Source organism: Streptomyces durmitorensis (assembly GCF_023498005.1).
Classification (GTDB): Bacteria; Actinomycetota; Actinomycetes; order Streptomycetales; family Streptomycetaceae; genus Streptomyces; species Streptomyces durmitorensis.
The window spans coordinates 6,455,918-6,477,951 of record NZ_CP097289.1 but is presented as its reverse complement, the minus strand read 5'-3'; the positions used below and the strand labels follow the sequence as shown (position 1 = coordinate 6,477,951).

Below are 22,034 nucleotides of genomic sequence, written 5' to 3'. Positions count from 1 at the left end.
CCGAGCGCCCGAGCACCGAGGATCAGACGGCGATCGTCTCGCTCAGCCTGCGGTCGGCGATGGAGCGGCCCGCCTGCACCTCGTACGAACCGGCTTGGTGGGCCCAGGTGTTGGTGGACTCGTCCCAGATCTCGAAGGCGCGGCGCGGGAGTTCGATCCGCACCTCCACGCTCTCGCCGGGCGCGGCCTCGGCCCCCGCGAAGCCCGCGAGCCAGCGAGCCGGGCGGTCGCCGTCGTTCGCGGCCGGGGCGAGATAGACCTGGACGACCTCGCGGCCCGCGCGGGGGCCGGAGTTGCGCACGCGGACCGTGGCCGTCGTGCCCTCCACGACGAGGGACTCGTACGTCCAGTCGGTGTAGCCGAGGCCGTGGCCGAAGGCGTAGACAGGAGTGACCTGCGCCTTCTCCCAGGCGCGGTAGCCGATGAACACGCCCTCGGTGTAGGCGAGTTCGCCCTCGGTCGGGCCGACCCGGGTGACCGGGGCGTCCGCCAGGGCGCCCCAGGTCGTGGGCAGCCGTCCGCCCGGCTCCCGCGCGCCGAGCAGCACGTCGGCGAGTGCGGCGCCGCCCTCCTGCCCCGGGAACCAGCCGAGCAGCACCGCAGCGACGTCCTCGCGCCACGGAAGCTCCACCGGGGAGCCGGAGTTGACGACCACGACCGTACGGGGATTGGCCGCGGCGACCGCGCGCACCAGCTCGTCCTGGCGGCCGGGGAGCCGCAGGTCCTGCCGGTCGAAGCCCTCGGACTCGACCCGCTCGGTGGTGGCGACGACCACGACCGCGGTGTCGGCGCCGCGTGCCGCGTCGACGGCCTCCGCGATCAGCTCGTCGGGGTCGCGCCGCGGCCCGAGGTGCACGAAGGAGAACACGACGCCGGGCAGCGGGGCCTCGTACGTCCTGTCGAGCGGGTGGCGCAGGGAGACCTCGACGGTCTCGCCCGCCGTCAGGCGCACCTTGGCGCGCTCGACCGGTGAGCCGAAGAACGCCTCGAAGGGGTCGGACCCGGCGCCCATCACCTCGGAGCCGTCGAAGACGACCTCGCCGGCGACGGTGAGCGTGAAGTCGCCAAGACCGCGCGTGCCGAAGGAGTGCTCGCCGCTCTCGCGCGGCGTGAACGTGCCGACGACCTCGATGGAGGCCATCGTCTCGTGGGTGACGCCGTCGGGCAGGTCGTCGCCGATCCACTGGACCTGGCCGGAGGGGAGGTTGCCCTCGCCCAGGACGTTGCCCTCGTCGTCGCGGCAGACGGCGCGCAGCGTGAACCCCTTGTCGGCGGGGGCGAGTTCGTCGCTCGGGTCGGCGCCGACGGCGTACGTCAGGGTGTCCTCGCCGAGAGCCGCCGTCAGGCCGTCCAGCGGGGAGATCACGCGCGCGGGGAAGACGGTGGCGGAGCCGCCGCCCAGGACGCGGGCGTCGCGCGCGGCGGCGCCGATGAGCGCGACGGAGGCGGCGGGGCCCAGCGGCAGCACGTCGTTCTCATTGCGCACGAGGACGAAGGCGCGGCGGGCGATCTCGCGGGCGAGCGCCTCGCCGTCGATCTCGGCGGGGACATCGGCGACCACGGGCTCGGCGCCTTCGAGGATGCCGACGCGGGCGGCCAGGCGCAGGACGTTGCGCACGGCGTCGTCGACCGTGGACTCCTTGACCTGGCCGGCGCGCACCGCATCGGCGAGCACCTCGCCGTACACGGTCCGCGGTCCCGGCATGGCGGCGTCGAGGCCGCCCTCGATGGTGCCGGTGGTGGAGCGGGCGGCCATCCAGTCGGAGACGTTGAAGCCGTCGAAGCCCCATTCGCCGCGCAGGACCTCGTTCACCAGGTAGCGGTGCTCGGTCATCGTCGAGCCGTTGACCTGGTTGTACGCGGTCATGATGCCCCAGGGGTGGGCGTTGGTGACGATCGCCTCGAAGGGCGCGAGGTACAGCTCGCGCAGGGCACGCGCGCCGACCTTGTTGTCGACGGTGAAGCGGTCGGTCTCGGCGTCGTTCGCGACGAAGTGCTTGACGGTCGTGCCGACGCCGCCCGCCTGCACGCCCTGGACGTAGCCGGTGCCGATGACGCCGGTCAGATACGGGTCCTCGCTGTACGCCTCGAAGTGCCGGCCGCCCAGCGGCGAGCGGTGCAGGTTGACGGTGGGCGCGAGGAGGACGTGGACACCCTTGCGGCGGGCCTCCTGGGCGAGGAGGGTGCCCGCGCGGCGGGCGAGGTCCTGGTCCCAGGTGGCGGCGAGCGCGGTCGGGGACGGCAGGGCGATGGAGGGGTCGTCGGCGGTCCAGCGGGTGCCGCGCACGCCGATCGGGCCGTCCGACATCACCAGGGGCGCAAGTCCGATCTCGGGCAGCGCGTGCAGCGACCACATGTCACGCCCGCCGAGCAGCCGGGCCTTGGCGTCCAGATCGAGCGCGGCGAGCGCGGCCTGGACGACCCCCTCGCGCGCCTGGTCGGCCTGCGTGGCTCCGGGGCCCTGGGTTCCCGCCATGGCGGTACCTCCTCGTTGAAGTCCGTTCCGTACGTTGCCTCCATCCTGCCTCGGCTACCTGTAGACCGGTAGGTTTCGTGATCTGGACGTTACATTGGTGGGAGCATGACGTACGGTCGTCCCGCGAGCAGGACCGAGAACGAGAACGTGAAAGGGCAGACGCGATGGCGCCCAAGGCCAAGGCCACGAGCAGGGCCAGGAGCGAGGAGCGGCGCGCGGAGATCCTCCGGGCCGCCCTGGAGGTGATCGCCGAGCGCGGCTACCGGGGCGCGAGCCTGGGCGCCGTCGCCGAGCGGGTCGGCCTGACCCAGCAGGGCCTGCTGCACTACTTCCCGACCAAGGAGGCGCTCCTGGTCGCCGTCCTGGAGGCCCGCGACCAGTGGGACGCCGTACCGGCGAACGACATCCGCCTCGACCTGCTCGGCTCGCTCGTCGAGTACAACGCGATGCGCCCCGGCATCATCCAGACCTTCTCCGCGCTGCTCGGCGAGAGCGTCACGGACGGCCACCCGGCGCGCGGCTACTTCACCGAACGGTACGGATCGGTGCGGGAGAAGTTCGCGGCGGTCCTGCGCGTGGAGTACGGGGACCGGCTGCCGGGCGGCCTCACTCCGGAGGCGGCGGCGCCGCTGCTCGTCGCGGTGATGGACGGGCTCCAGTACCAGTGGCTCCTGGACCCCGAATCGGTGGACATGGCGGGGGCGTTCAGGGACTTCCTGGGGCTGCTGGGCGACAGCGGCGGCGGCAGCAGCAGCGACAGCGGCAGCGGCAGCGAGTGATCAGGTGGCCCGGACGGCCGCCACGACGTCGATCTCGATGAGCGCCTCAGGCCGGAAGAGCCGGGGCACCTCGACCGTGGTGCTGGTGGGCGGCGTCGCGGTCAGGTAGCCGGTGCGTACAGCGGCGTATGCGGGGAGGTCGCCGAGGTCCGTCATGAACGTACGGATGTTGATGACGTCGTCGAGCGTCGCACCGTGCGCCGCGAGCAGGGCGGACAGGGCCTCGAAGATCCCCCGGCTCTGAGCGGCGACGCCGTCGCCTTCGGCGATCTGGCCCGAGAGGTACAACAGGGCGCCGCCGCCCTCCATGTCGACCCGGGCGACCTGGGAGTAAGGGCCCAGGGGCTGGGGCGCGGACGCGGGGTTGTCGATGGTGATGTTCATGGTGCGGGGTGCTCCTCCACTGTCAGGCCGGGTCCAGTGCATGCCGGGTCACGGCTTCGGCTTCCGGGCGTCGTCGCGGGAACGGATGTGGGCGACCGCCCGCGCGATGTCCTCGTGCACGACGTCCGGGTCGGCGGCGGCCGCCTCGTAGTGGGCCAGCACTGCCTCCATCGCCGGGAGTTCGGTGACGCCCGTCGCCAGCGCCACGTCCTTCACGGCGAGGTCGCTGCCGAAGTGCACGTCCGTGGCGAAGGCGCGGCCCACCGCACCCCCGAGCGGCCCTCCCGCCAGCGCCGCCTTGGCCGTCTCCTCGTCGAGGCCCAGCGCGTCCGCCAGCTTCATCGCCTCGGCCACGAGGGCCACACCCCCGATGACGGCCGTGTTGACGACGAGCTTCAGCGCGGCCCCCGAACCGAGCGGTCCCGTACGCGTCACCGGACCGAAGCGGGCGAGGACCCGCTCGGCCCCGTCCGCATCGCCACCGGCGAGAATACCGAGCCGCCCCGACGCGGCCTTGTCCGTGCTCCCCATGACGGGCGCGTCGACGAGGGTCACGCCGTCCGGCACCCTCGCCCCCAACTCCCGTACGACATCGGGTCCGACGGTGGACATCTCCGCCCAGTGGGTTCCCGGCCGCAGCTCGGGCACGATGGCGTCGGCGACGGCACGCACCGCGTCGGGGCCCGCGAGCATGGTGATGACGACATCGGCGTCACGCACGGCCTCGGCGGGGTCGGTGGCGAGCCGGGCCCCCGCCGCCACCAGCGGATCCGCCTTCCCGGCGGTCCGGTTCCAGACCGTCAACGGATGTCCTGCCGCGAGCAGTTGGCGGGCCATCGGCGTGCCCATGTGCCCCAGTCCAAGAAACGCGATCTTCTCCATGCGTCCGACGCTAGGCCCGGCCACGGGATGCGACAAGCGAGTGTCTAGCATGCGAGCCATGCCTTCTCCGCATACCGCACGGATGGCCCAGGCCCCGCGAGCCGAGGCGCCGACGCCCCAGGCCCCGACACTGCCCGAGCTCTCCACCGTCTGGCTCCGTGCCTTCCTGGACGTCGCGCGGCACGGCTCCTTCACCGTGGCCGCCCGCGGGCTCGGCTGGACGCAGTCCGCCGTCTCGCGCCAGATCTCCTCGCTGGAGGCGGCCCTCGGCGGCGCCCCGCTCTTCGACCGGCTGCCGAGGGGCGTACGCCTGACCGCCCACGGCCGCACCCTCCTGCCGTACGCCGAGGAGATGGTGGCCCGACTCAGCGCCATGCAACGGGAGTTGACGGCACTGCGGGACCTGACCGGTGGGAGCCTGCGCTTCGGGGCGTTCGCGACGGCCGACGCGGCGCTCGTGCCACGGGCCATCGCGGCGTTCCGCGCGCGGCACCCCGGCGTGACGCTCACCCGCGAGGAGGGGCTTACGCCCAGGCTGCTCGCGCGCCTCGGGGACGGCGATCTCGACCTGGCGATCGTCTCCTCGACGGGCGGGGCGCTGAGCGGCGGCGACATGGCGGCGTACGCACTGCATCACCTCCTGGACGAGGGGCTGTACGTCGCCGTCCCCGCGGACCACCCGCTGGCTGGCAGCGCGTCCGTCCGTCTGTCCCAACTCGCCTCGGAGGACTGGATATCCGGCAGCGCGCAGGCCGAGGGGACCCTCCTGGAGGAGGCGCACCGGCACGGTTTCCGCCCGAGGGTCGCCCATGTCGTCGCCGAGTGGACCGCCAAGCAGGGCTATGTGGCCGCCGGTCTCGGCGTGACCCTGGTGCCCGCGCTGGCCGCCGATTCGGTCCGCCCGGACATCGCCCTGGTCCCGGTCCGCGACGAGGACGCTCCGCCGCGTGCCGTGTACGCGGCGACGGCGCGGGGCCGGGCGGCGGCGCCGGCCGTAGGCCCGTTCCTGGAGGCGCTGCGCGCGACTCAAGTCGCCCGCGGGGGCGGTGCGTTGCCACCAAAGTCGCCCGCGCCGTAGACCGACGGCGGTCGAGGCGCGGTGGCGGCGCTGGCAAGACTGGGCCCACCGTGCGGACCGTACGGACGGACACAGGGGAGGCACCGTGGCGAGTGGCGGGATCGACCGGGCGCGGTTTCTGGCCGGGGCGGGGGCCGTGGGCGTCGCGGCGGCGGCAGGGGGGCTCCTGGCGGCGGCACCCGCCGTCGCCACCGGCCGCCGGACGGGCGGGCTCACGTATCGGGGCGTCTGCTACGAGGTCGGCGCGGGCGAGACACCCGCGACCGGCTGGAACGCGGCCCGCATGCGCGAGGACATGTGCGCGATCCAGGAACGGCTGCACGCCACCACCGTCTCCGTCTTCGGCGACGGCGTCGAGCGGCTCGGCGCGAGTGCGACGGAGGCCGCCGAACGCGGACTGCACGTGTGGCTCCAGCCGCGCCTGGCCGACCGCCCCGAGCGGGAGATCCTCGACCACATCGCGGAGACCGGCCGGCACGCCGAGCGGCTGCGGCGGCAGGGCGCGGCGGTCCAGCTGAGTGTGGGCTGCGAGTTCGTGCTGTTCGTGCCAGGGATCGTGCCCGGCGACAGCGCCGTGGAGCGGATCGAGAACATCACCAAGGGGAACTTCGACCCCGTGCTGATGCAGCGGCGCCTGAAGCGGTTCATCGGGCGGGCGGCCGCGGTCGGCAGGTCCGTCTTCGGGGGCGGTCTGACGTACGGGGCCGCCGAGGGGGACGAGGTCGACTGGGGTCTGTTCGACGTCGTGAGCGTCAACTACTACGGGTATCACCGCAGTCGGGCAGGGTACGTCCGTGACCTGGCGCCCTGTCGGCGCTGGGGGAAGCCCGTCGCGATCACCGAGTTCGGCACGTGCACGTTCCGGGGCGCGCCGGAGCAGGGCGGCATGGGGTGGGACGTCGTCGACTACACGAAGGAGCCGCCCCAGATCAAGGACGGGCTCGTCCGCAGCGAGCGGACCCAGGCCGCGTACCTCACCGACGTACTGGACGTCTTCGAGTCGATGGACCTCTACTCCGCGACGCTCTACAACTTCGTCAGTCCCGACGCCCCGCACAGGCCGGACCCGCGCCACGACCTCGACATGGCGAGCTACAGCATCGTGAAGACGATCGAGGAGGGGCCTTCAGGCCGCTGGCACTGGGAGCCGAAGGAGGCGTTCCACGCGGTGGCCGAACACTACGGGCGCGCGGCACGGCACGCGGAATCCGGTTGACCTGACGCGCCCCCGCCAGCTTCGATCAGCGTCGGCCCACACTTCCCCGCCGCCCCGGAAGGCCCGCATGTCCCCCGCCAAGATGCACGCCGACGAAGCCGACATCGACACGCCCCTCGTACGCCGGCTGCTCGCCGCGCAGTTCCCCGAGTGGGCCGGCCTCAAGGTCGAGCCCGTCGAATCGAACGGCACCGTCAACGCCATCTACCGCCTCGGCGACGACATGGCCGTCCGGCTCCCCCGCATCGAGGGCGGCGTGGAGGACGTACAGCGCGAGATGCTTCTTCTGCCGCGGCTCGCGCCCTCGTTGCCCCTCGCCATCCCCGCGCCGCTCGGAGAGGGCGAGCCCGGGGAGGGGTTCGCCTGGCCCTGGTACGTCTACCGCTGGCTGGAGGGCGAGAATCCGGTCGTCGGCGGCCTGGACGAACCCGGCCTGTTCGCCGCCGACCTGGCGGAGTTCGTCATGGCACTGCAACGCGTCGATCCCGCTGACGCGCCTCGCGCGTACCGCAGCGGGCCCCTCGCACGCCGGGACGCCGATACCCGCGAGGCCATCGCGCGGCTCCACGGCGTCATCGACACCGATGCCGCCACCGCCGCCTGGGAGGCCGCCCTGCGCGCGCCCGGCTGGGACGGGCCGCCGGTGTGGGTCCACGCCGACCTCCAGCCCGGGAACCTGCTCACCGCCGACGGGCGGCTCAGCGCCGTCATCGACTTCGGGTGCATGGGGCACGGCGAACCCGCCGTCGACCTGATCACCGCGTGGAGCCTCCTGACGGCCGATGTACGGGAGACCTTCCGCGCCGCCCTGGGCGTCGACGACGCGACGTGGGCACGGGGGCGCGGCTGGGCCCTGTCCATCGCGCTCATCGAGCTGCCGTACTACCGGACGAGGAACGCCACCATCGCGAGGATCGCGCGCCACGTGATCGGCGAGATCCTCGCGGATCACGCAGCCGTGAACTGCTAGCGGGCGCCGCCTTCCTGCCGGAATACTGCGATCACCCCCACCGGCCACGGAAGGACTCCCGTGTCACTCAAGCCAACTGGATCCCCTCGGTTCACCGCGCTCGGCGTCACCCTCCTGCTGTCCCTCGCCGCCGTGCCCGCGGCGGCGGCCACCGCACCGGCCGACGCACCGGCCGCCGCACCGGCCGCCACCACCGAGGAGCAGCGACTCGACCGGGCCGCGCCGCAGGAGATCCTGCGGCGCAGCGGATTCGACACCGTGGCCCCGCAGTTCGCGCGGGCCCTCGAACGCGCCCACTCGTACGGCGAGGCCAAACGCATCGTCGAACGGCAGGGAGAGGCCCTGTGGCGGCGTGCCGTCGACCGGGCCCAGGGGCGGGGTCCCGCGGGCGGGAACGACGAAGCCCTGAGCCGGGACGACGACCGGCCGTTGTACTGGGCCCGGCTCGGCATGACGCGGGAGCTCCGGCAGTGGGAGCCGACCCGTTTCGGGGTGAGCGAGGCCCGGCACAGCCGTCTCATACGGGCGTTGGAGGACGCCTCGCGCGGGCACGACTCCATCCGCTACCCGAAGAAGGACCGCGCGGGCCACCGCCTCAAGCGCATCCTCGTCACCGGCTTCGACCCGTTCACGCTCGACCGGGACGTCCGCATCAGCAACCCGTCCGGCGCCACCGCACTCGCGCTCGACGGCACCGTCATCGAGACCGCCGACGGGCCCGCCCGCGTGGAGACCGCCGTCTTCCCCGTCCGCTGGGACGACTTCGCGCAGGGGACGGTCGAGCGCACCCTGCGCGCCCACCTCCCCCGCGTCGACCTCTTCACCACCATCAGCCAGGGCCGCGCGGGCCGCTTCGACATCGAGCGGACCAACGGGGCCTGGCGGGGCGGCTTCCCTGACAACGAGAACCTCTCGCGCACGGAGACGGTCCCGGTCGACGACCCGGCCTCGCAGCCCCAGTGGACGTCCACGACCCTCCCGTACAAGGAGATCGTGAGCGCCCAGACCGGCCGCTTCCCCGTGTACGACAACACCTCGGTGACCGAGATCCCGGCGGGCCAGAGTGCTCCCGTGGTCCGTCCCGACGGGCCCACCGCAGGGTCGACGGCCCGCGAGGGCGGCGGCGGCAACTACCTGTCGAACGAGATCGCCTACCGTGCGACGCTGCTCCGCGACCGGCTCGGGCTGCACGACCGGCTGCCCGGCGGCCATGTGCACACGCCGATCCTCCAGTTCGGGGCGGGCAACACGGATCCGGCCACGGGGAAGATCACCGATCCGGAGTTCGTGCGCAACCGGCTCGACATCATCGCGCAGGTGAAGAAGATCCTGACGACGGCTATGGACGCCCGCCGGTAGCGGACGCCTGCCCGCCGGGACCGGAGGCATCGGCCGAACCGGCCGCCGGTCCCCGCGGGTCGTCGTCCGGCCCGTCCTCGCCGATCAGTTCCCGCGCCATCAGCGTCGCGCCCGCGACCGCCCCCGGCATCAGGAACACCGCGACGAACGGGACCAGGAAGGCCACGGCGAGCGGGGTGCCGAAGCCCCACGCCAGCTGCCTGCGGCCGCGCAGCAGCGCGAGCCGTTCGCGGGCCTCGACGCCACGGCGCTGGAGCGCCACCGCCGTCAGCTCCTCGACGAGGAAGAAGCCCGTCACGCAGAAGCCGACCACCGGGACCACGGTCTGGCCGACGACCGGGATGAAGCCGAGGGCGAAGAGCAGGATGCCCCAGACGGCGGCCCGCAGGACGATGCGGAGGCTGTCGCGCGCGGAGATCCACAGTTCGCGCCAGAGCGGCAGGCCCGACTCGGGGGCGAACCCGGCGACGGAGATGTCGACCTTCTCCGACAGCGACTCGTAGAAGGGCTGGCCCACCAGGAGCGTCACCGCCGTGAAGGTGATCACCGAGAGGAGGAGTGCGAGCGCGAAGAGCAGCGCCGTGAGGAAGCCGCGGAACAGGCCGGTCCACGGAGAGGACCAGTCGTCCGCGAACGGCGTGGCCCAGCCGACGAAGTCCGTGCCCCACAGGGCGAGCGCGACGAGCGCGGCCGCGTAGAGAAGCAGGGTGATGAGGCCGGGCAGCAGGCCGACTCCGTACTGCTTGCCGTGCTGGGCGACCCAGCGCTGGCCCTTCATCAAGTAGCCGAAGCCTCGTCCCAGATCACGCATGCCGCACACCCTATCCGCCGGTCGCGACCTGCGGTCCACGGGACGCTTGGGGCGCAAGGCCCTCTTGTTGCGCGGGGGTTGAACCGGTAGACCACGCGTACTGACTTCTCTCCAGCTCTCCATCCGCTTTCTTCCGGAGGTACGTATGGGCATATCCCGGCCATCCAGACCCGTTCTGCTCACCACCCTCGTCTCGGCGGGCGCCCTTGTCCTCACCGCTCTCGCCCCCGGCAGCGCGACCGCCGACCCGAGTCCGGGCGGCCGCGACATCCTCCGCGAGGGCTCGCCCCTCAGCAGTACGGAACGGGCCGCGAAGGCTCCGGAGAGCGCCGCGGACCGGGCCCTGGGAGCCGCGGACAGCCCCGGCCTAGACTCCGGTCTCGGCAAGGACCGCGGCTATCCCCGCGAACAGAAGCTGACGCCACCCCCCGTCAATCCGGACGACAAGTCGATAAAGCTGGGCCTGGCCCCCTATCACTCCGTAGCCCCCAGGCTGAATGACATCCAGGGCGTCGGCGACCGCGTCAGCGTGGAGATCGCGGGCCGTTCGGCGGGCGGGCACCAGCTCTATCTGGTGACGGTCACCTCTCCCGAGTCCGCCAAGGAGACCGCACGCCAGGAGCGGATGCGCGACCTCATCGAGAACGCGCCGGGCGCGGCCGCGAAGGATCCGGCGGTCAAGTCCTCGTACAAGACGCCGGTCTTCATCAACAACAACATCCACGGCAACGAGTGGGAGGGCACGGACGCCGCCCTCAAGCTCATCGAGAAGCTCGCGAAGGCCAAGGACGGCGAGACGCGGGACCTGCTGGCCCACAACCGGCTGTACTTCAACGTCACGGCCAACCCCGACGGCCGCATCGCGGGCACCCGCCCCAACGCCAACGGCTTCGACCTCAACCGCGACTTCATCACCGCCTCGCAGCCCGAGGTCCGCGCGATGCGGCAGATCGCCATCGACAAGCAGCCCGCGGTCATGATCGACCTGCACGGGTACGTCAACGGCACGCTGATCGAGCCGACGACTCCCCCGCACGGCGAGAACTACGAGTACGACCTCTTCCTCAAGAACACCTACGCCAACGCCCTCGGCATGGAAGCCGCGGTCAACGGCCTCGGCTACACCCCCGAGAAGGACGGCGTGGAGCCCGCGATCATCCCCTTCCGCGACCAGGAAGAGGGCTGGGACGACTGGCCGCCGATCTTCACCCCGCAGTACATGCCGTTCCACGGCGCGGTCGCGGCGCACACCATCGAGTTCCCGATGACGGTCAACAACGACGAGTACGACGACCTCTCGGTGCCTGAGCTGCGGCGGCGGTCCGCGATCAACGTGGACATCGCGGGAGCCGCGATGACGGCCACGCTCGACTACACGCACAAGCACCGGACTTCGGTGATCGCCGATCAGATCGAGACGTTCCGGCGGGGCGCGACGGGCGCCGCGCAGGTGCCGGTCTCGCCGGAGACCGTGCCCGGGGTGCCGGGCATCGGCCCGGAGGACGTCTACACGACCGACTTCCCCCGTGCGTACGTGATCCCGCGGGGCAAGGAGAAGGGCGAGCGCGGCCAGCGCTCGGCCGCGGCGGCCTCGCGGCTCGTGGAGCACCTGCTCGACAACGACGTCCAAGTGCGGCGCGCGACAAGGGACTTCCGCCTCGGCGGGACCTCGTACGCCGAGGGTTCGTACGTCGTCGACATGCGTCAGCCCAAGCGCGGGCTCGCCAATGTGATGCTCGCCGACGGACGCGACATCAGCGACAAGGTCTCCACCATGTACGACATCTCGGGGTGGAGCCTCGGGCGGCTGTGGGGCGCGACGGTGGACCAGGTGAAGGGCGGCTCGCTGTCCGGCGTGCGCACGCGCGTCGTGGACACCTCGTCGCGGGTCGGTCATGTCGCCTCACGCGGGGATCTTCGGCTGCGGCTCGACGACGCGCGGGAGGTGTCGGCACTCAACTGGCTGCTGGCGCGGGGGACTTCCGTGCGGCGGGCCGACGACGGGAGCGTGATCCTGCCGTCGGCGGCGCGGGGTGCGGCGGTCGTCGCGGCGAGGAAGTACGACGTCGCCTTCGACGCGACCAAGGCGAAGGGCGGCGCTGTCGTGCGTCCCACGCGGGTCGCGGCGGCTGTCACTCCCGGTGAGCTGTTCGCTCTGCGGGAGATGAACTTCGACGTGGTGCCGGTTTCGACGGATGTCCTCAACGGCGGTTTCGACTGGAAGAAGTCGGGCGTGGGCGCGCTGTTCGTGTCGGCGGGGCTTTCGTACGGGGAGCTGAACGCCGGGGCCCGAGCCGGGCTCGACGACTTCCTCGCGGGTGGGGGTGGCCTTGTCGGGCGTGGTGCGGAGGGGGCCGCGTTGAACTCCGACGCGAAGTTGCTTTCCGTTGAGGCGGTCTCCGGGAACGGGGACGCTAATGGTGTGGTGCGGGTCGTGAATTCCGGCGGCCCTGTTACTGGGGGTGCGCCTTCGCATTCGTTCGTCTACGCGCCCATGTGGTTCAAGGGGCTTGGGAGTGGTGTGCGGGTGGAGCAGTCGTATGGGGGCGGGAATCCGTTGCTGTCCGGGCACTGGCGCGCTGGCGAGGGCGGCGCCGGTGGGCCCTCTGATGCCGCGGGGCAGGCTTCTGTCGTGAGTGGGGCTGCTGCGGGGTCGCGTGTCGTTCTCTTCGGCACCGAGCCGCTGTTCCGGGACCACCCGAAGGGGGCTTTCCCGCAGGTGGGGCGGGCTTTGTTGAGTGTGAGCTGAGGTTGGGGGCGGGGTTGGGGAGGGAGAACGCATGACACGTGAGATCAGGATCCAAGGCACCACCGCAGCCGGATACGAAGCCGTGCGGGACGCGTTCACCGCCCTGCTCGCCGGGGAGAAGCCCGATCATGCCGCTCAACTCGCCGCGTACGTCAGGGGAAAGCAGGTCGTCGACCTGTGGGTGGGGCCGGACACCGACGGCACCACCCTCTTCGGGGTGTACTCGTCCACGAAGGGCGCGGCCCACCTCGTCATGGCCTTGCTCGTCCAGGACGGCACCCTGGACCTGGATCGCGAAGTGGCCCACTACTGGCCGGAGTTCGCCGCCGAGGGCAAGGGGCGCATCACCCTCCGGGAGCTCCTCTCGCACCGCGCGGGCATCGTCGGCGCCGACAGCGGCTTCAGCCCCGATGAGGTCGCGGACGACCGCGCCATCGCCGCCCGCCTCGCGGCCCAGCGGCCCTACTGGCGCCCCGGCACCGCCTTCGGCTACCACGCGTTCTCCATCGGCGCGCTGGCCGGTGAGGTCGTGTTCCGGGCCACCGGGCAGACACTGCAGGAGGTGTACGAGGAGCGGGTCCGCGCCCCGTACGGTCTCGACTTCCACCTCGGGCTCCCCGAAGCGCTCGAACCCCGCTTCCGCTCCGTACTGCCGATGATCCCGTCCGCCACGGAGCAGGCCTTCCTCGACGCGCAGCCGCCGCAGCCGCACACCCTGAACTCCATCGCCTTCAACCGCAACGGCGCACACCCCACCGGCCTCCAGGCGCTCCCCAACTCCCGTCTGGTGCGCGCCAAGGGGCCCGCCTCCGTCGGCGGTGTCGCCTCCGCGCGCGGTCTCGCCGGGATGTACGCGGCGGCGGTCAGCGGGCTCGACGGGCGGGATCCGCTCCTGAAGGCGGACACCGTGGCCGAGTTCGGGCAGATCCATTCCAACGGGTACGACCTGGTGACGCAGGCCCACAAGTCGTTCGGGGTGGGGTTCCAGAGCACCGCCGAAGCCGGGTATCCGTTCCTCGGCGCGGGGTCCATCGGACACAAGGGCGTGGGCGGCTCGCAGGCGTTCGCCGATCCGCGCAGCGGACTCGCCTACGGCTATACGCGGCGCCGGTTTCCCTTCCCCGGTGGACCGCCCCCGGAGGACGAGCCTCTCGTGCGGGCCATCCACACAGCCCTCCACGCGGCTATCCACACAACCGCCGTGAGCTGCTGAGCGGCCGGACCACGTGACGGAGGGCCGCACCCCTTTCCGGGGTGCGGCCCTCCGTCACGTACGCGAACGCGCTGGTCAGGCGACCGCGAGCTCCACCTTGACGTTGCCGCGCGTGGCGCTCGAGTACGGGCACACCTGGTGCGCCTTCTCGATCAGGGCCTGCGCGGTGGCCGCGTCCACGTTCGGGATGGAGGCGGTGATCGCGACCTCCAGGCCGAAGCCGCCGGCCTCGGTCTGGCCTATGCCGACCTTGGCGGTGACGGTCGAGCCGGAGATGTCGGCGTTCTCCTTGCGGGCGACCACGCCGAGCGCGCCCTGGAAGCAGGCGCTGTAGCCGGCCGCGAAGAGCTGCTCGGGGTTGGTGCCGGCGCCGCTGCCGCCCATCTCCTTCGGCGGGTTGACGACGACGTCGAGCTTGCCGTCATCGGTGGCGACGCGGCCGTCACGGCCGTTCTCGGCGGTGGCGACGGCGGTGTACTTGACGTCGATCTGCTGGATGGACATAAGTGCCGGTTCCTCCTGAGATGTTCCGCGATGCGCGCCCACAGTCGCGACAATGTGGAATCACTTTATCGGATGCCGGAAAACCATCCGGCGCCAAGCCTCGTATGCCCGCGCCTCAGACCAGGGAAACGATCATCTTTCCCGTGTTCTCGCCGCGCAGCATGCCGAGGAACGCCTCGACGCCGTTCTCGACGCCCTCGACGAACGTCTCGTTGTACTTGAGCTCACCGGAGCGGATCCACGCGCCGACCTCGGCCACGAACTGCGGCTGAAGCGCCTCGTGGTCCCCGACGAGCACGCCCTGGAGGCGCAGGCGCTTGCCGATGATCATGGCCATGTTGCGCGGGCCCGGCGTCGGCTCGGTGTCGTTGTAGGCGGCGATCATGCCGCAGATGGTGGCGCGGCCGTGCACGTTCATGCGGCTGATGGCGGCTTCGAGGTGCTCGCCGCCCACGTTGTCGAAGTAGACGTCGATGCCGTCGGGGGCCGCCTCCTTCAGCTGCTCCACGACCGGGCGCGGGTCCTTGTAGTTGAACGCGGCGTCGAAGCCGTACTCCTCGACGAGGAGCTTGACCTTCTCGTCCGAGCCCGCGGAGCCGATGACGCGCGACGCACCCTTGAGCTTGGCCATCTGACCGACCTGGGCGCCGACGGCACCCGCTGCGCCGGAGACGAAGACCGCGTCGCCCTCCTTGAAGGAGGCGACCTCGAAGAGGCCCGCGTACGCCGTCAGACCCGTCATGCCGAGCACGCCGAGGTACGCCGAGAGCGGCGCGGCGCTGCCGTCCACCTTGGTGGCGTGCTTGGCGGGGAGGGTCGCGTACTCGCGCCAGCCGCCGAAGTGCAGGACGTGGTCGCCCACCGCGTAGCCCTCGGCGTTCGAGGCGATGATCTCGCCGACCGCACCGCCCTGCATGGGCTCGTCGAGCTGGAAGGGCGGGGTGTACGACTTCACGTCGTTCATCCGGCCGCGCATGTACGGGTCCACGGAGAAGTGCAGGTTGCGGACCAGGACCTGGCCGTCGGCCGGGGCGGCGACCGGGGCCTCGCGCAGCGCGAAGTCCTCCGGGACCGGCCAGCCGTGCGGGCGGCGCACGAGGTGCCATTCGCGGCTGACGGCGGGGAGCTGCTGGGACCCGGGGGCCTCGGGGGTGACGGACATGCGGTCGTCCTCCTGCTGCTTCAGGCCGCTGTCTCCAGCGGGCCACTGTTGCGGAAATGCTTCACGTTGTGAAACAACCATGCTCCTACATATTTCATGATGTCAAGTATCGGGGTAGCCTGGAACGCATGGCCACCACCAGCTCCCGCACCCCGCGCACCGATCCCCTGACGCTCGAAGTCGTCGAGCTCATCGGCACGGTCGTCGCGCGTTACTACGAGGAGTACGACGCCGCGGCGGGCAAGCACGCCCTCACGGGTGCGCAGGCACGTGTCCTGGGGCTGCTCTCCCTGGAACCGCTGCCCATGCGGCGCATAGCGCAGAAGCTGAAGTGTGAGCCGTCGAACATCACGGGGATCATCGACCGCCTTGAGTCGCGCGGGCTCGTCGAGCGGCGGCCCGATCCGGCCGACCGCCGGGTGAAGCTCGCGGCGCCGACCGATGAGGGCCTGACGGTCGCCCGCAGTCTGCGCGATTCGCTGGACTTCGCGCGGGAGCCGCTGGCCGAGCTCTCCCGCGAGGAGCGGCTCTCGCTGCGCGGGCTGCTGCGCAGGATGATCGGCGAGGACGCGGGCTGACCCTCGCCCCACCGTCCGTCGAAGGCTAGGTGCACCACCACAGGAAGCGGTCGCACGTCTCCGAGGGCTCCGGCTCAGGCGTCGGATCCGGCTGCTGCGTGCTCGGCGGGGGCGTGGGGCGAGTGGTCCCGGGGTTGTCCGGAGCATCGGGAGTGTCCGGAGTGTCCGGCGCCGAGGTCGTGGCCGGGGCCGCGGAATCGGGGTCCTTGTCGGCCGCGTCCGCGTCCGCCTTCTCGGCGTCCTTGGCCTTCTTCGCCTCCTTGGCCGCCTTGGCCGCCTTGTCCTTCGCTGACTTTGACGCCGATGCCGAAGGCGCCGCCGACGTGGCCGCGGTGGACTCGGCGCCCGTCGCCGGGCCGCTGTCCGGGTCGGTGGGCTTCCGTGACGCGGGGCCGCCCGCTCCCCCGTCCGGCGACGACGCCGCCGTCGGTTCGTCCGACGGGCCCTCGATGCCGAGCTCGGCCAGGCTCAGACCACCGGCGGCGAGCGCGAGCCCCGCGGTGATCAGCAGGACCTTGCGGCGTCTGCGCCGGTGGGCCCGGCGGCCACGCTCCCGGCGGCGGCCCCTGCCACGCGGCGCCACGTCGTCGTGCTCCCGCTCGGCACCCTCCGGCTCGTCCTGTGCGGCGACCGCCTCCGCGTACTCACGGCAGGCTTCGGCCGGGGTTCCGCACCCCGGGCAGGCCAGGGCGCCGTTGAGGTGCCTGTGGCACGGGTGGCAGTAGTCCATGAGGCATGGAGGCTAAGTGAGCCGCGGGGAACAGAGGAAGCCGCTGCCGTGAAGGTTGTGTGCGGAATCGAATGTTCCAGCCGCGCCGGCTTCCCCTATGGGGCAAACCGCCTGTTCCACGCCCGGCACGAGGCCTCAACGCCCGGCACGAGGCCTCGACGGATGTCCTAACCGGCGAACGCCGCCTGTTCCACGCCCTGCCCGGCGTCCGGCACCACGAGCACAGAGCCGGACAAGGGGTGCGGCGCCTCAAGTCCCGTGGAAGCGGAGGTGATGTAGAGGTCCCGCAGGCCGGGGCCGCCGAAGGCGCACGCGGTCGGGCGGACCACCGGGAGCTCGATCACCCGGTCCAGGGCGCCGGAGGGGGTGTAGCGGCGGACGGCGGCGCCGTCCCACAGCGCGACCCAGACGCAGCCGTCGGCGTCGACGGTGAGGCCGTCGGGGTATCCGGCACCGTCCTCGATCGTCACCAAGGGGCGCCTGGAGAGCGGGAGTTGGCCGTCGCCCAGGTCCAGTACGTCGATGCGCCGGGTCAGGGTGTCGATGTAGTACAGGGAGCGGCCGTCGGGGCTCCACCCCACGCCGTTGCTGACGGACACGTCGTCGTACACCTCGGTCGCGGTGCCGTCGCCGGTCAGCCGGATCAGGTTGCCGCCGCCCGCTCCCTCGTCGTAGCGCATCGTGCCCGCCCAGAGCGCGCCGTCGGGCGCGACCGCCGCGTCGTTGCCCCGACGGCCCGGCACGACCTCGCGGTGCAGCCAGCGGAAGGCGCCGCCGTCGGCCACGGAGTCGTAGAGGCCCACGCCGTCCCGCAGGTTCACCACCAGGCCGCCGCCCGCGCGCGGCTTCGCGGCGCCGACGTGCTGCTCGGTGGCCAGGACCGAGCGGTGCCCGGTCGACGGGTCGTACGTGTGGACGCGTGAGCTCAGGATGTCGACCCAGATGAGCCGCCGGGCGGCGGCATCCCAGGTGGGACCCTCGCCGAGTGCTGCCTGCGCGCGTACCGCTATGTCCATTGCGGCAGGCTACCCGTACGGCTGTCCGAACGTCTGCGGTCAGCCCACCCGTCCGAGCTCTCCTCGCAACCGCCTTGCCCTGAGCACCAGTTCCAGCTCGAAGCGGCGGTCCGGGTCGTCGACCTCGTCGCCCCACAGCTCCCTGATCTGCCGCAGGCGGTAGCGCACCGTCTGCGGGTGCACCCCGAGCCGTGCCGCGACCTCCGGCGCTCCGCCCCGCGTCTCCAGCCAGGCGAGCAGGGTCTCGGCGAGGCGGCGGCCGTGCGCCGGGCCGCAGTGCGCGAGCGGGGCGAGGCAGCGGCGGGCCAAGTCCTCGATGAGCTCCTCGGGCTGGAGCAGGACCAGGGCCTCGGTGTGCTCGGTGCAGTGCAGGACCTCGCCGGAGGGGAGAAGGCCGCGTTCCATCAGGCGGACGGCGGCCTCCGCCCAGCGCAGCGACTTCGCGGCGTCGGCGAGCGGTACGGGCGGGCCGATCGCGCCGGACCAGCCCGTCATGGCGCGCCGCAGGAGTTCGGGGCGCCCGGCGGCGTCCGGGTCGGGGACGACCATGCGGGGCTGTTCGGTCTCCATGTCGAGCAGGACGCCCTGGCCGACGGCGGGCGCCACGGCTTCGCGCGCGGGGCGAAGGAGCACGCCGACGGCGACCCGCTCGGGCAGCTGCCAGCCGACGCGGGCGGCCCGTTCGTCGAGCGCGCTGCGGGCGCCGGGCTGCCGGGACCCGGAGTGCGAACCGGAACCGGAACCCGAACCGGAACCGGAATCCGCCGGTGCTCCCGCCCCGGACTCCCCGCGGCGTTCGGAGAGCAGCAGCTCCATCAACTTCCGCTGAAGGCGCAGCCGTTCACCGGCCTGCCGGGCCGCCGCCTCGGCGTATCCGCGGACGGACTGGTCGACCAGGCCGTCCAGGTACTCGAAGCCGGACTCGGCGAGTTCGTACATGGCCGGTGGCGGGATCTCGATCTGCTGGCCGATCTCGGCCAGGCGGCGCCAGGCGAGCCGTACGCCGAGGCGGTAGATCGCCTGGAGCGAGTCGAGGCTGCGGCCGTGCAGGCCCTCGCCCCTGCCGAATTCCTGGAAGACCTCAAGGGGGTAGCACGGGCGCCCGCCCTCGGCGGCCGCGATCTGCTGGACGAAGCCCTCCAGGGCGCGGCGTATGCCGATGAGCGCCATGGGTTCGCCCGAGTCGTCGAGGACGACGGGCAGGCCGGGGTACTCCGAGCGGATCTGCCGCAGGATGTCCTGCGCCAGGGCGGGCACCTCGTCCAGGGCGAGCGCGGCGAACCGGCGCACTTGCATGGGCGGTACGTCGCGCCAGGCCGAGCGGACGGAAAGTGACCCCTGGCTCTCGGTCACGGGCACGGCCACTCACTGTCCCCGCGGGGCAGTCTCGTAATGCACGAGGGGGGTGTTGGGTTGTTCCGGGGTCGCGTTCAGGAGCGCGACGACGCCGAACGCGGCGGCCACGGCGAGTGCCGCGGCGGCTACGACGGTCAGACCGGCGGCGAGCAATCGGTGCATGTCAGGGTCAGCCTCTCTGCTGGAGGTCGTCCCCACCCAGGTCGCGCGGATGTCGTGCGCACAGTCCCTCACCGGCCCCACCCGGCAGGTGCACAGTTTCATCAACGCATTGACACTTCGTCAAGGGTCCGCCTAGCGTTCCGGCCCCTACGGCTCGGTAACACTTCTCACCCGCCCCCAGGAGTGCCGGATGCGCCGCACAGCCTCGCCCCTCTCGCTGATCCTCCTCGGACTCGGCGTTTTTCTGCTCGTCCTGGCCCCGATGCTCGCGTGGTACGTCGAGCCACGGGCGAAACGCACGCCTGTCGACATCGACACGACCACCGTGTTCAAGGGCAAAGGGAGCTATTTCGACACCGAGAAGATCAAGACGGTGCACGGCAAGAACCTCACGGTCACGCGCCAGGTGCGCGGTGACGTCGACGACAGCACCAGCGAGCACGCCGTCTGGGACGTGGTCACGTCCGTCGATCCGGACAAGTCCCTGCCGGCCTCGGACCCGCACGATTCGCTCCAGTTCACGCAGGAGCGCTGGGTCACCGACCGCGAGACCAACAAGCCGGTGCACTGCTGCGACGAGAAGCCGTACTTCGAGGGCGAGGCCTACCTCAAGTTCCCCTTCGACGTGGAACGGCGTTCCTACGTCTGGTGGGACAACACCCTCGGCGCGACCGTTCCGCTGACCTTCCGGGGCACGAAGAAGATCCAGGGCTACGAGGGCTACCGCTTCACCGCCAAGGTGAAGCCCGCCAAGACCGGGACCCGCCTCGTGCCGGGCCGCCTGGTGGGGCAGCCCAAGCGCAGCAACGTGATCGCCGAGGAGTGGTACTCCAACCACGGCGTCGAGCTGGTCGCCGACAAGCGCACCGGCCGGATCATCTACGCGGCGATCGGCCCCCGCAAGACGCTGCGCGCGCCCGGCTCGGACAAGGACGCGACGGTGCTGCTTGAGAGCAAGCGCATCGCGTTCACCGAGAAGACCCAGAAGGCGCAGGTCGAGCTCGCGGACGACGACAGCAGCCGGCTGAAGCTCCTGGGCGAGACGCTGCCGGTCGGGACGGGTGTGCTGGGTGCGCTGCTGGCCATCGCGGGAGGCGTTCTCGTCCTGCGCGGACGGCGTTCCGACAGTGGGGCACAAGGGCCCGGAGGGCCGGGTTCCGCGGCGGAGCCGAGCGGTCCGAATAGCGATACGTCACCAACCGCCCTGCAACCCACCACGATGTGATGAGACGTCAGCAGTTGAAACCCCGAAAGTTGTCACTTCGGTGAGTAGCCGCGTCGAACACGGCGGCGAAAACTAACGACCCCACCCCAGCACAGTCCCCGCACCGCCCCCGCACAGCCAGAGCACAGCACCTCCGCAAGCGACCCCCGAACGGTGCAACCCCCCATAGCGACCTCACGGTTCCGCACCCTGACGAGTTGGAGCACGCATGCCCCAGCACGTGCCTTCTCCGCTGCGCGACGCCGCCCCCCGGGTCGCGCAACGGCTCCCGGCACTTCCCCCGCAGCCGAGCCGGATCGTTTTTCTCGCCCGGCGCGACCTCGGAAACCCGGCCGCGGGCGGATCCGAACTGCTCGTCGACCGACTGGCCGACGGACTGAGCAAGCTCGGCCATGAGGTCACCCTCCTGTGCGGGGGCCCTGCCGCCTTCCGCGACTACCGCGTCGTGTCGGCCGGCGGAGACCTCGGGCACTATCTGCGCTCGCGCTCCGCCTTCACCCGGCAGGTCGGCGACTGCGACCTCCTTGTCGAGGTCTGCAACGGCATGCCGTACCTGGCGCCGCTGTGGCACCGCGGGCCCACGCTGTGCCTGGTCAACCACGTCCACACCGATCTGTGGGGGATGCGCTTCCAGGGCGCGCTCGCCCCCGCGGCCCGGCTCGGCCGAAGACTCGAACACTGGTCGCTCTCCGGTGCCCAGCGCGGCAATCTCCTGGTGGCCGTCTCGCCGTCGACGGCCACCGCCCTGCGCGCGATAGGCGTCGAGCGTGAGCGAATACGCATAGTCCACAACGGGGTCGAGGAGCCGGGCCCGCTCCACCCCCGCTCGGACGAGCCTTTGTTCCTGGCGATGGGACGGCTCGTCGAGTACAAGCGCATCGATCTGCTCCTTCGCCTCTGGGAGCGCGTCAGACCCGTCACCGGAGGACGTCTGGTGATCGTGGGCGACGGGCCCGAGCGGCAGCGGCTGCAGCAACTCGCCGGTCCTGGCGTGGAGTTCAAGGGCCATGTCTCCGAGGCCGAGAAGCACCGGCTGCTCTGCGAGGCGTGGATGCTGCTTCATCCCTCCGCCGTGGAGGGCTGGGGCCTGGTCATCACCGAGGCGGCGACCCGCTCGACCCCGGCGATCGGCTTCGACGTACCGGGTGTGCGTGACTCCATCGAGGACGGCGTGACCGGGCTGCTCGCCCGGGGCGAGAGTTCCTTCGCCGCCGCCTGGTGCACCCTGGCGCTGAGCTCCGAGCGCCGCGAGACCTTTGGCAAGGCGGCGGGCGAACGGGCGACCGGTTACCGGTGGGCGAATTCCGTACGTGAGTTTCAAGCCGTGGCCGCAGAAGCCGTGGCGTCGGGCATCGGTGCGCCATGAGTGTCCCGGCAGCGCGGC

Annotated in this window: 20 protein-coding genes; 10 read left to right on the top strand and 10 right to left on the bottom strand. The window is 71.8% G+C overall.

Going from position 1 to position 22,034, the window contains the following annotated elements; translation table 11 throughout:
- Positions 1–22 precede the first annotated feature (22 nt).
- Positions 23–2,476, bottom strand: a complete 2,454-nt coding sequence (locus M4V62_RS28860) for a glycoside hydrolase family 3 protein (protein ID WP_249590112.1) — start codon at positions 2,474–2,476, stop codon at positions 23–25.
- Positions 2,477–2,640: 164 nt separating this feature from the next.
- On the opposite strand from M4V62_RS28860, the gene M4V62_RS28855 reads away from it, so the two are divergent.
- Positions 2,641–3,255: a TetR/AcrR family transcriptional regulator gene (locus M4V62_RS28855; protein ID WP_249590111.1), complete on the top strand. Its 615-nt coding sequence runs from the start codon at positions 2,641–2,643 to the stop codon at positions 3,253–3,255.
- On the opposite strand, the gene M4V62_RS28850 is transcribed toward M4V62_RS28855, so the two are convergent.
- Positions 3,256–3,639, bottom strand: a complete 384-nt coding sequence (locus M4V62_RS28850; protein ID WP_249590110.1) for a RidA family protein — start codon at positions 3,637–3,639, stop codon at positions 3,256–3,258.
- 48 nt (positions 3,640–3,687) lie between these two features.
- Positions 3,688–4,521: an NAD(P)-dependent oxidoreductase gene (locus tag M4V62_RS28845; RefSeq protein ID WP_249590109.1), complete on the bottom strand. Its 834-nt coding sequence runs from the start codon at positions 4,519–4,521 to the stop codon at positions 3,688–3,690.
- A 49-nt stretch (positions 4,522–4,570) separates the two neighbouring features.
- Between M4V62_RS28845 and M4V62_RS28840 the strand changes: the two genes are divergently transcribed.
- The 4 genes from M4V62_RS28840 to M4V62_RS28825 all read left to right on the top strand — a co-directional run bounded on the left by M4V62_RS28840 (position 4,571) and on the right by M4V62_RS28825 (position 9,144).
- The gene (locus M4V62_RS28840) at positions 4,571–5,599 is read left to right on the top strand and encodes a LysR family transcriptional regulator (protein ID WP_425575076.1); all 1,029 of its coding nucleotides are present in this window, start codon (positions 4,571–4,573) and stop codon (positions 5,597–5,599) included.
- 85 nt (positions 5,600–5,684) lie between these two features.
- Positions 5,685–6,815 carry a glycoside hydrolase family 113 protein gene (locus M4V62_RS28835; protein ID WP_249590108.1) on the top strand — a complete coding sequence of 377 codons (1,131 nt, stop codon included), beginning with the start codon at positions 5,685–5,687 and terminating at the stop codon, positions 6,813–6,815.
- 67 nt (positions 6,816–6,882) lie between these two features.
- Positions 6,883–7,785, top strand: coding sequence for an aminoglycoside phosphotransferase family protein (locus M4V62_RS28830; protein ID WP_249590107.1), 903 nt, complete (start codon positions 6,883–6,885; stop codon positions 7,783–7,785).
- Positions 7,786–7,845: 60 nt separating this feature from the next.
- Positions 7,846–9,144: a pyroglutamyl-peptidase I gene (locus M4V62_RS28825; protein WP_430626882.1), complete on the top strand. Its 1,299-nt coding sequence runs from the start codon at positions 7,846–7,848 to the stop codon at positions 9,142–9,144.
- Here M4V62_RS28825 and M4V62_RS28820 read toward each other — a convergent pair.
- A complete protein-coding gene (locus M4V62_RS28820) occupies positions 9,125–9,955 on the bottom strand; it encodes an EI24 domain-containing protein (RefSeq protein WP_249590106.1) in 831 nt (276 codons plus the stop codon). The genes M4V62_RS28825 and M4V62_RS28820 overlap by 20 nt on opposite strands.
- A 145-nt stretch (positions 9,956–10,100) precedes the next feature.
- On the opposite strand from M4V62_RS28820, the gene M4V62_RS28815 reads away from it, so the two are divergent.
- Both M4V62_RS28815 and M4V62_RS28810 read left to right on the top strand, forming a co-directional pair.
- Positions 10,101–12,704 (top strand): M14 family zinc carboxypeptidase, encoded by a 2,604-nt coding sequence (locus M4V62_RS28815; RefSeq protein WP_249590105.1) that lies wholly within the window; start codon positions 10,101–10,103, stop codon positions 12,702–12,704.
- A gap of 31 nt (positions 12,705–12,735) precedes the next feature.
- Positions 12,736–13,917: a serine hydrolase domain-containing protein gene (locus M4V62_RS28810; RefSeq protein WP_249590104.1), complete on the top strand. Its 1,182-nt coding sequence runs from the start codon at positions 12,736–12,738 to the stop codon at positions 13,915–13,917.
- Positions 13,918–13,992: 75 nt separating this feature from the next.
- On the opposite strand, the gene M4V62_RS28805 is transcribed toward M4V62_RS28810, so the two are convergent.
- Together M4V62_RS28805 and M4V62_RS28800 are read right to left on the bottom strand one after the other, a co-directional pair.
- On the bottom strand, positions 13,993–14,421 hold the full coding sequence (locus M4V62_RS28805; protein ID WP_249590103.1) for an organic hydroperoxide resistance protein: 429 nt from the start codon (positions 14,419–14,421) through the stop codon (positions 13,993–13,995).
- A gap of 115 nt (positions 14,422–14,536) precedes the next feature.
- Positions 14,537–15,583, bottom strand: coding sequence for an NADP-dependent oxidoreductase (locus tag M4V62_RS28800; RefSeq protein ID WP_249590102.1), 1,047 nt, complete (start codon positions 15,581–15,583; stop codon positions 14,537–14,539).
- 128 nt (positions 15,584–15,711) lie between these two features.
- Here M4V62_RS28800 and M4V62_RS28795 point away from each other — a divergent pair, with 128 nt between their 5' ends.
- Positions 15,712–16,161: a MarR family winged helix-turn-helix transcriptional regulator gene (locus M4V62_RS28795; protein WP_249590101.1), complete on the top strand. Its 450-nt coding sequence runs from the start codon at positions 15,712–15,714 to the stop codon at positions 16,159–16,161.
- A gap of 25 nt (positions 16,162–16,186) precedes the next feature.
- On the opposite strand, the gene M4V62_RS28790 is transcribed toward M4V62_RS28795, so the two are convergent.
- The 4 genes from M4V62_RS28790 to M4V62_RS28775 all read right to left on the bottom strand — a co-directional run bounded on the left by M4V62_RS28790 (position 16,187) and on the right by M4V62_RS28775 (position 19,425).
- Positions 16,187–16,891, bottom strand: a complete 705-nt coding sequence (locus M4V62_RS28790) for an SCO2400 family protein (RefSeq protein ID WP_249590100.1) — start codon at positions 16,889–16,891, stop codon at positions 16,187–16,189.
- Positions 16,892–17,058: 167 nt separating this feature from the next.
- Complete coding sequence (locus M4V62_RS28785; protein ID WP_249590099.1) at positions 17,059–17,907, bottom strand: SMP-30/gluconolactonase/LRE family protein; 849 nt, start codon at positions 17,905–17,907, stop codon at positions 17,059–17,061.
- A gap of 39 nt (positions 17,908–17,946) precedes the next feature.
- Positions 17,947–19,203, bottom strand: a complete 1,257-nt coding sequence (locus M4V62_RS28780; protein ID WP_425575090.1) for a PucR-like N-terminal domain-containing protein — start codon at positions 19,201–19,203, stop codon at positions 17,947–17,949.
- 69 nt (positions 19,204–19,272) lie between these two features.
- Positions 19,273–19,425, bottom strand: coding sequence for a hypothetical protein (locus tag M4V62_RS28775; RefSeq protein ID WP_249590098.1), 153 nt, complete (start codon positions 19,423–19,425; stop codon positions 19,273–19,275).
- 190 nt (positions 19,426–19,615) lie between these two features.
- Here M4V62_RS28775 and pgfA point away from each other — a divergent pair, with 190 nt between their 5' ends.
- The gene (gene pgfA, locus M4V62_RS28770) at positions 19,616–20,650 is read left to right on the top strand and encodes a cell envelope lipid trafficking protein PgfA (RefSeq protein ID WP_249590097.1); all 1,035 of its coding nucleotides are present in this window, start codon (positions 19,616–19,618) and stop codon (positions 20,648–20,650) included.
- A gap of 208 nt (positions 20,651–20,858) precedes the next feature.
- Positions 20,859–22,016 (top strand): glycosyltransferase family 4 protein, encoded by a 1,158-nt coding sequence (locus M4V62_RS28765; RefSeq protein ID WP_249590096.1) that lies wholly within the window; start codon positions 20,859–20,861, stop codon positions 22,014–22,016.
- Positions 22,017–22,034 lie beyond the last annotated feature (18 nt).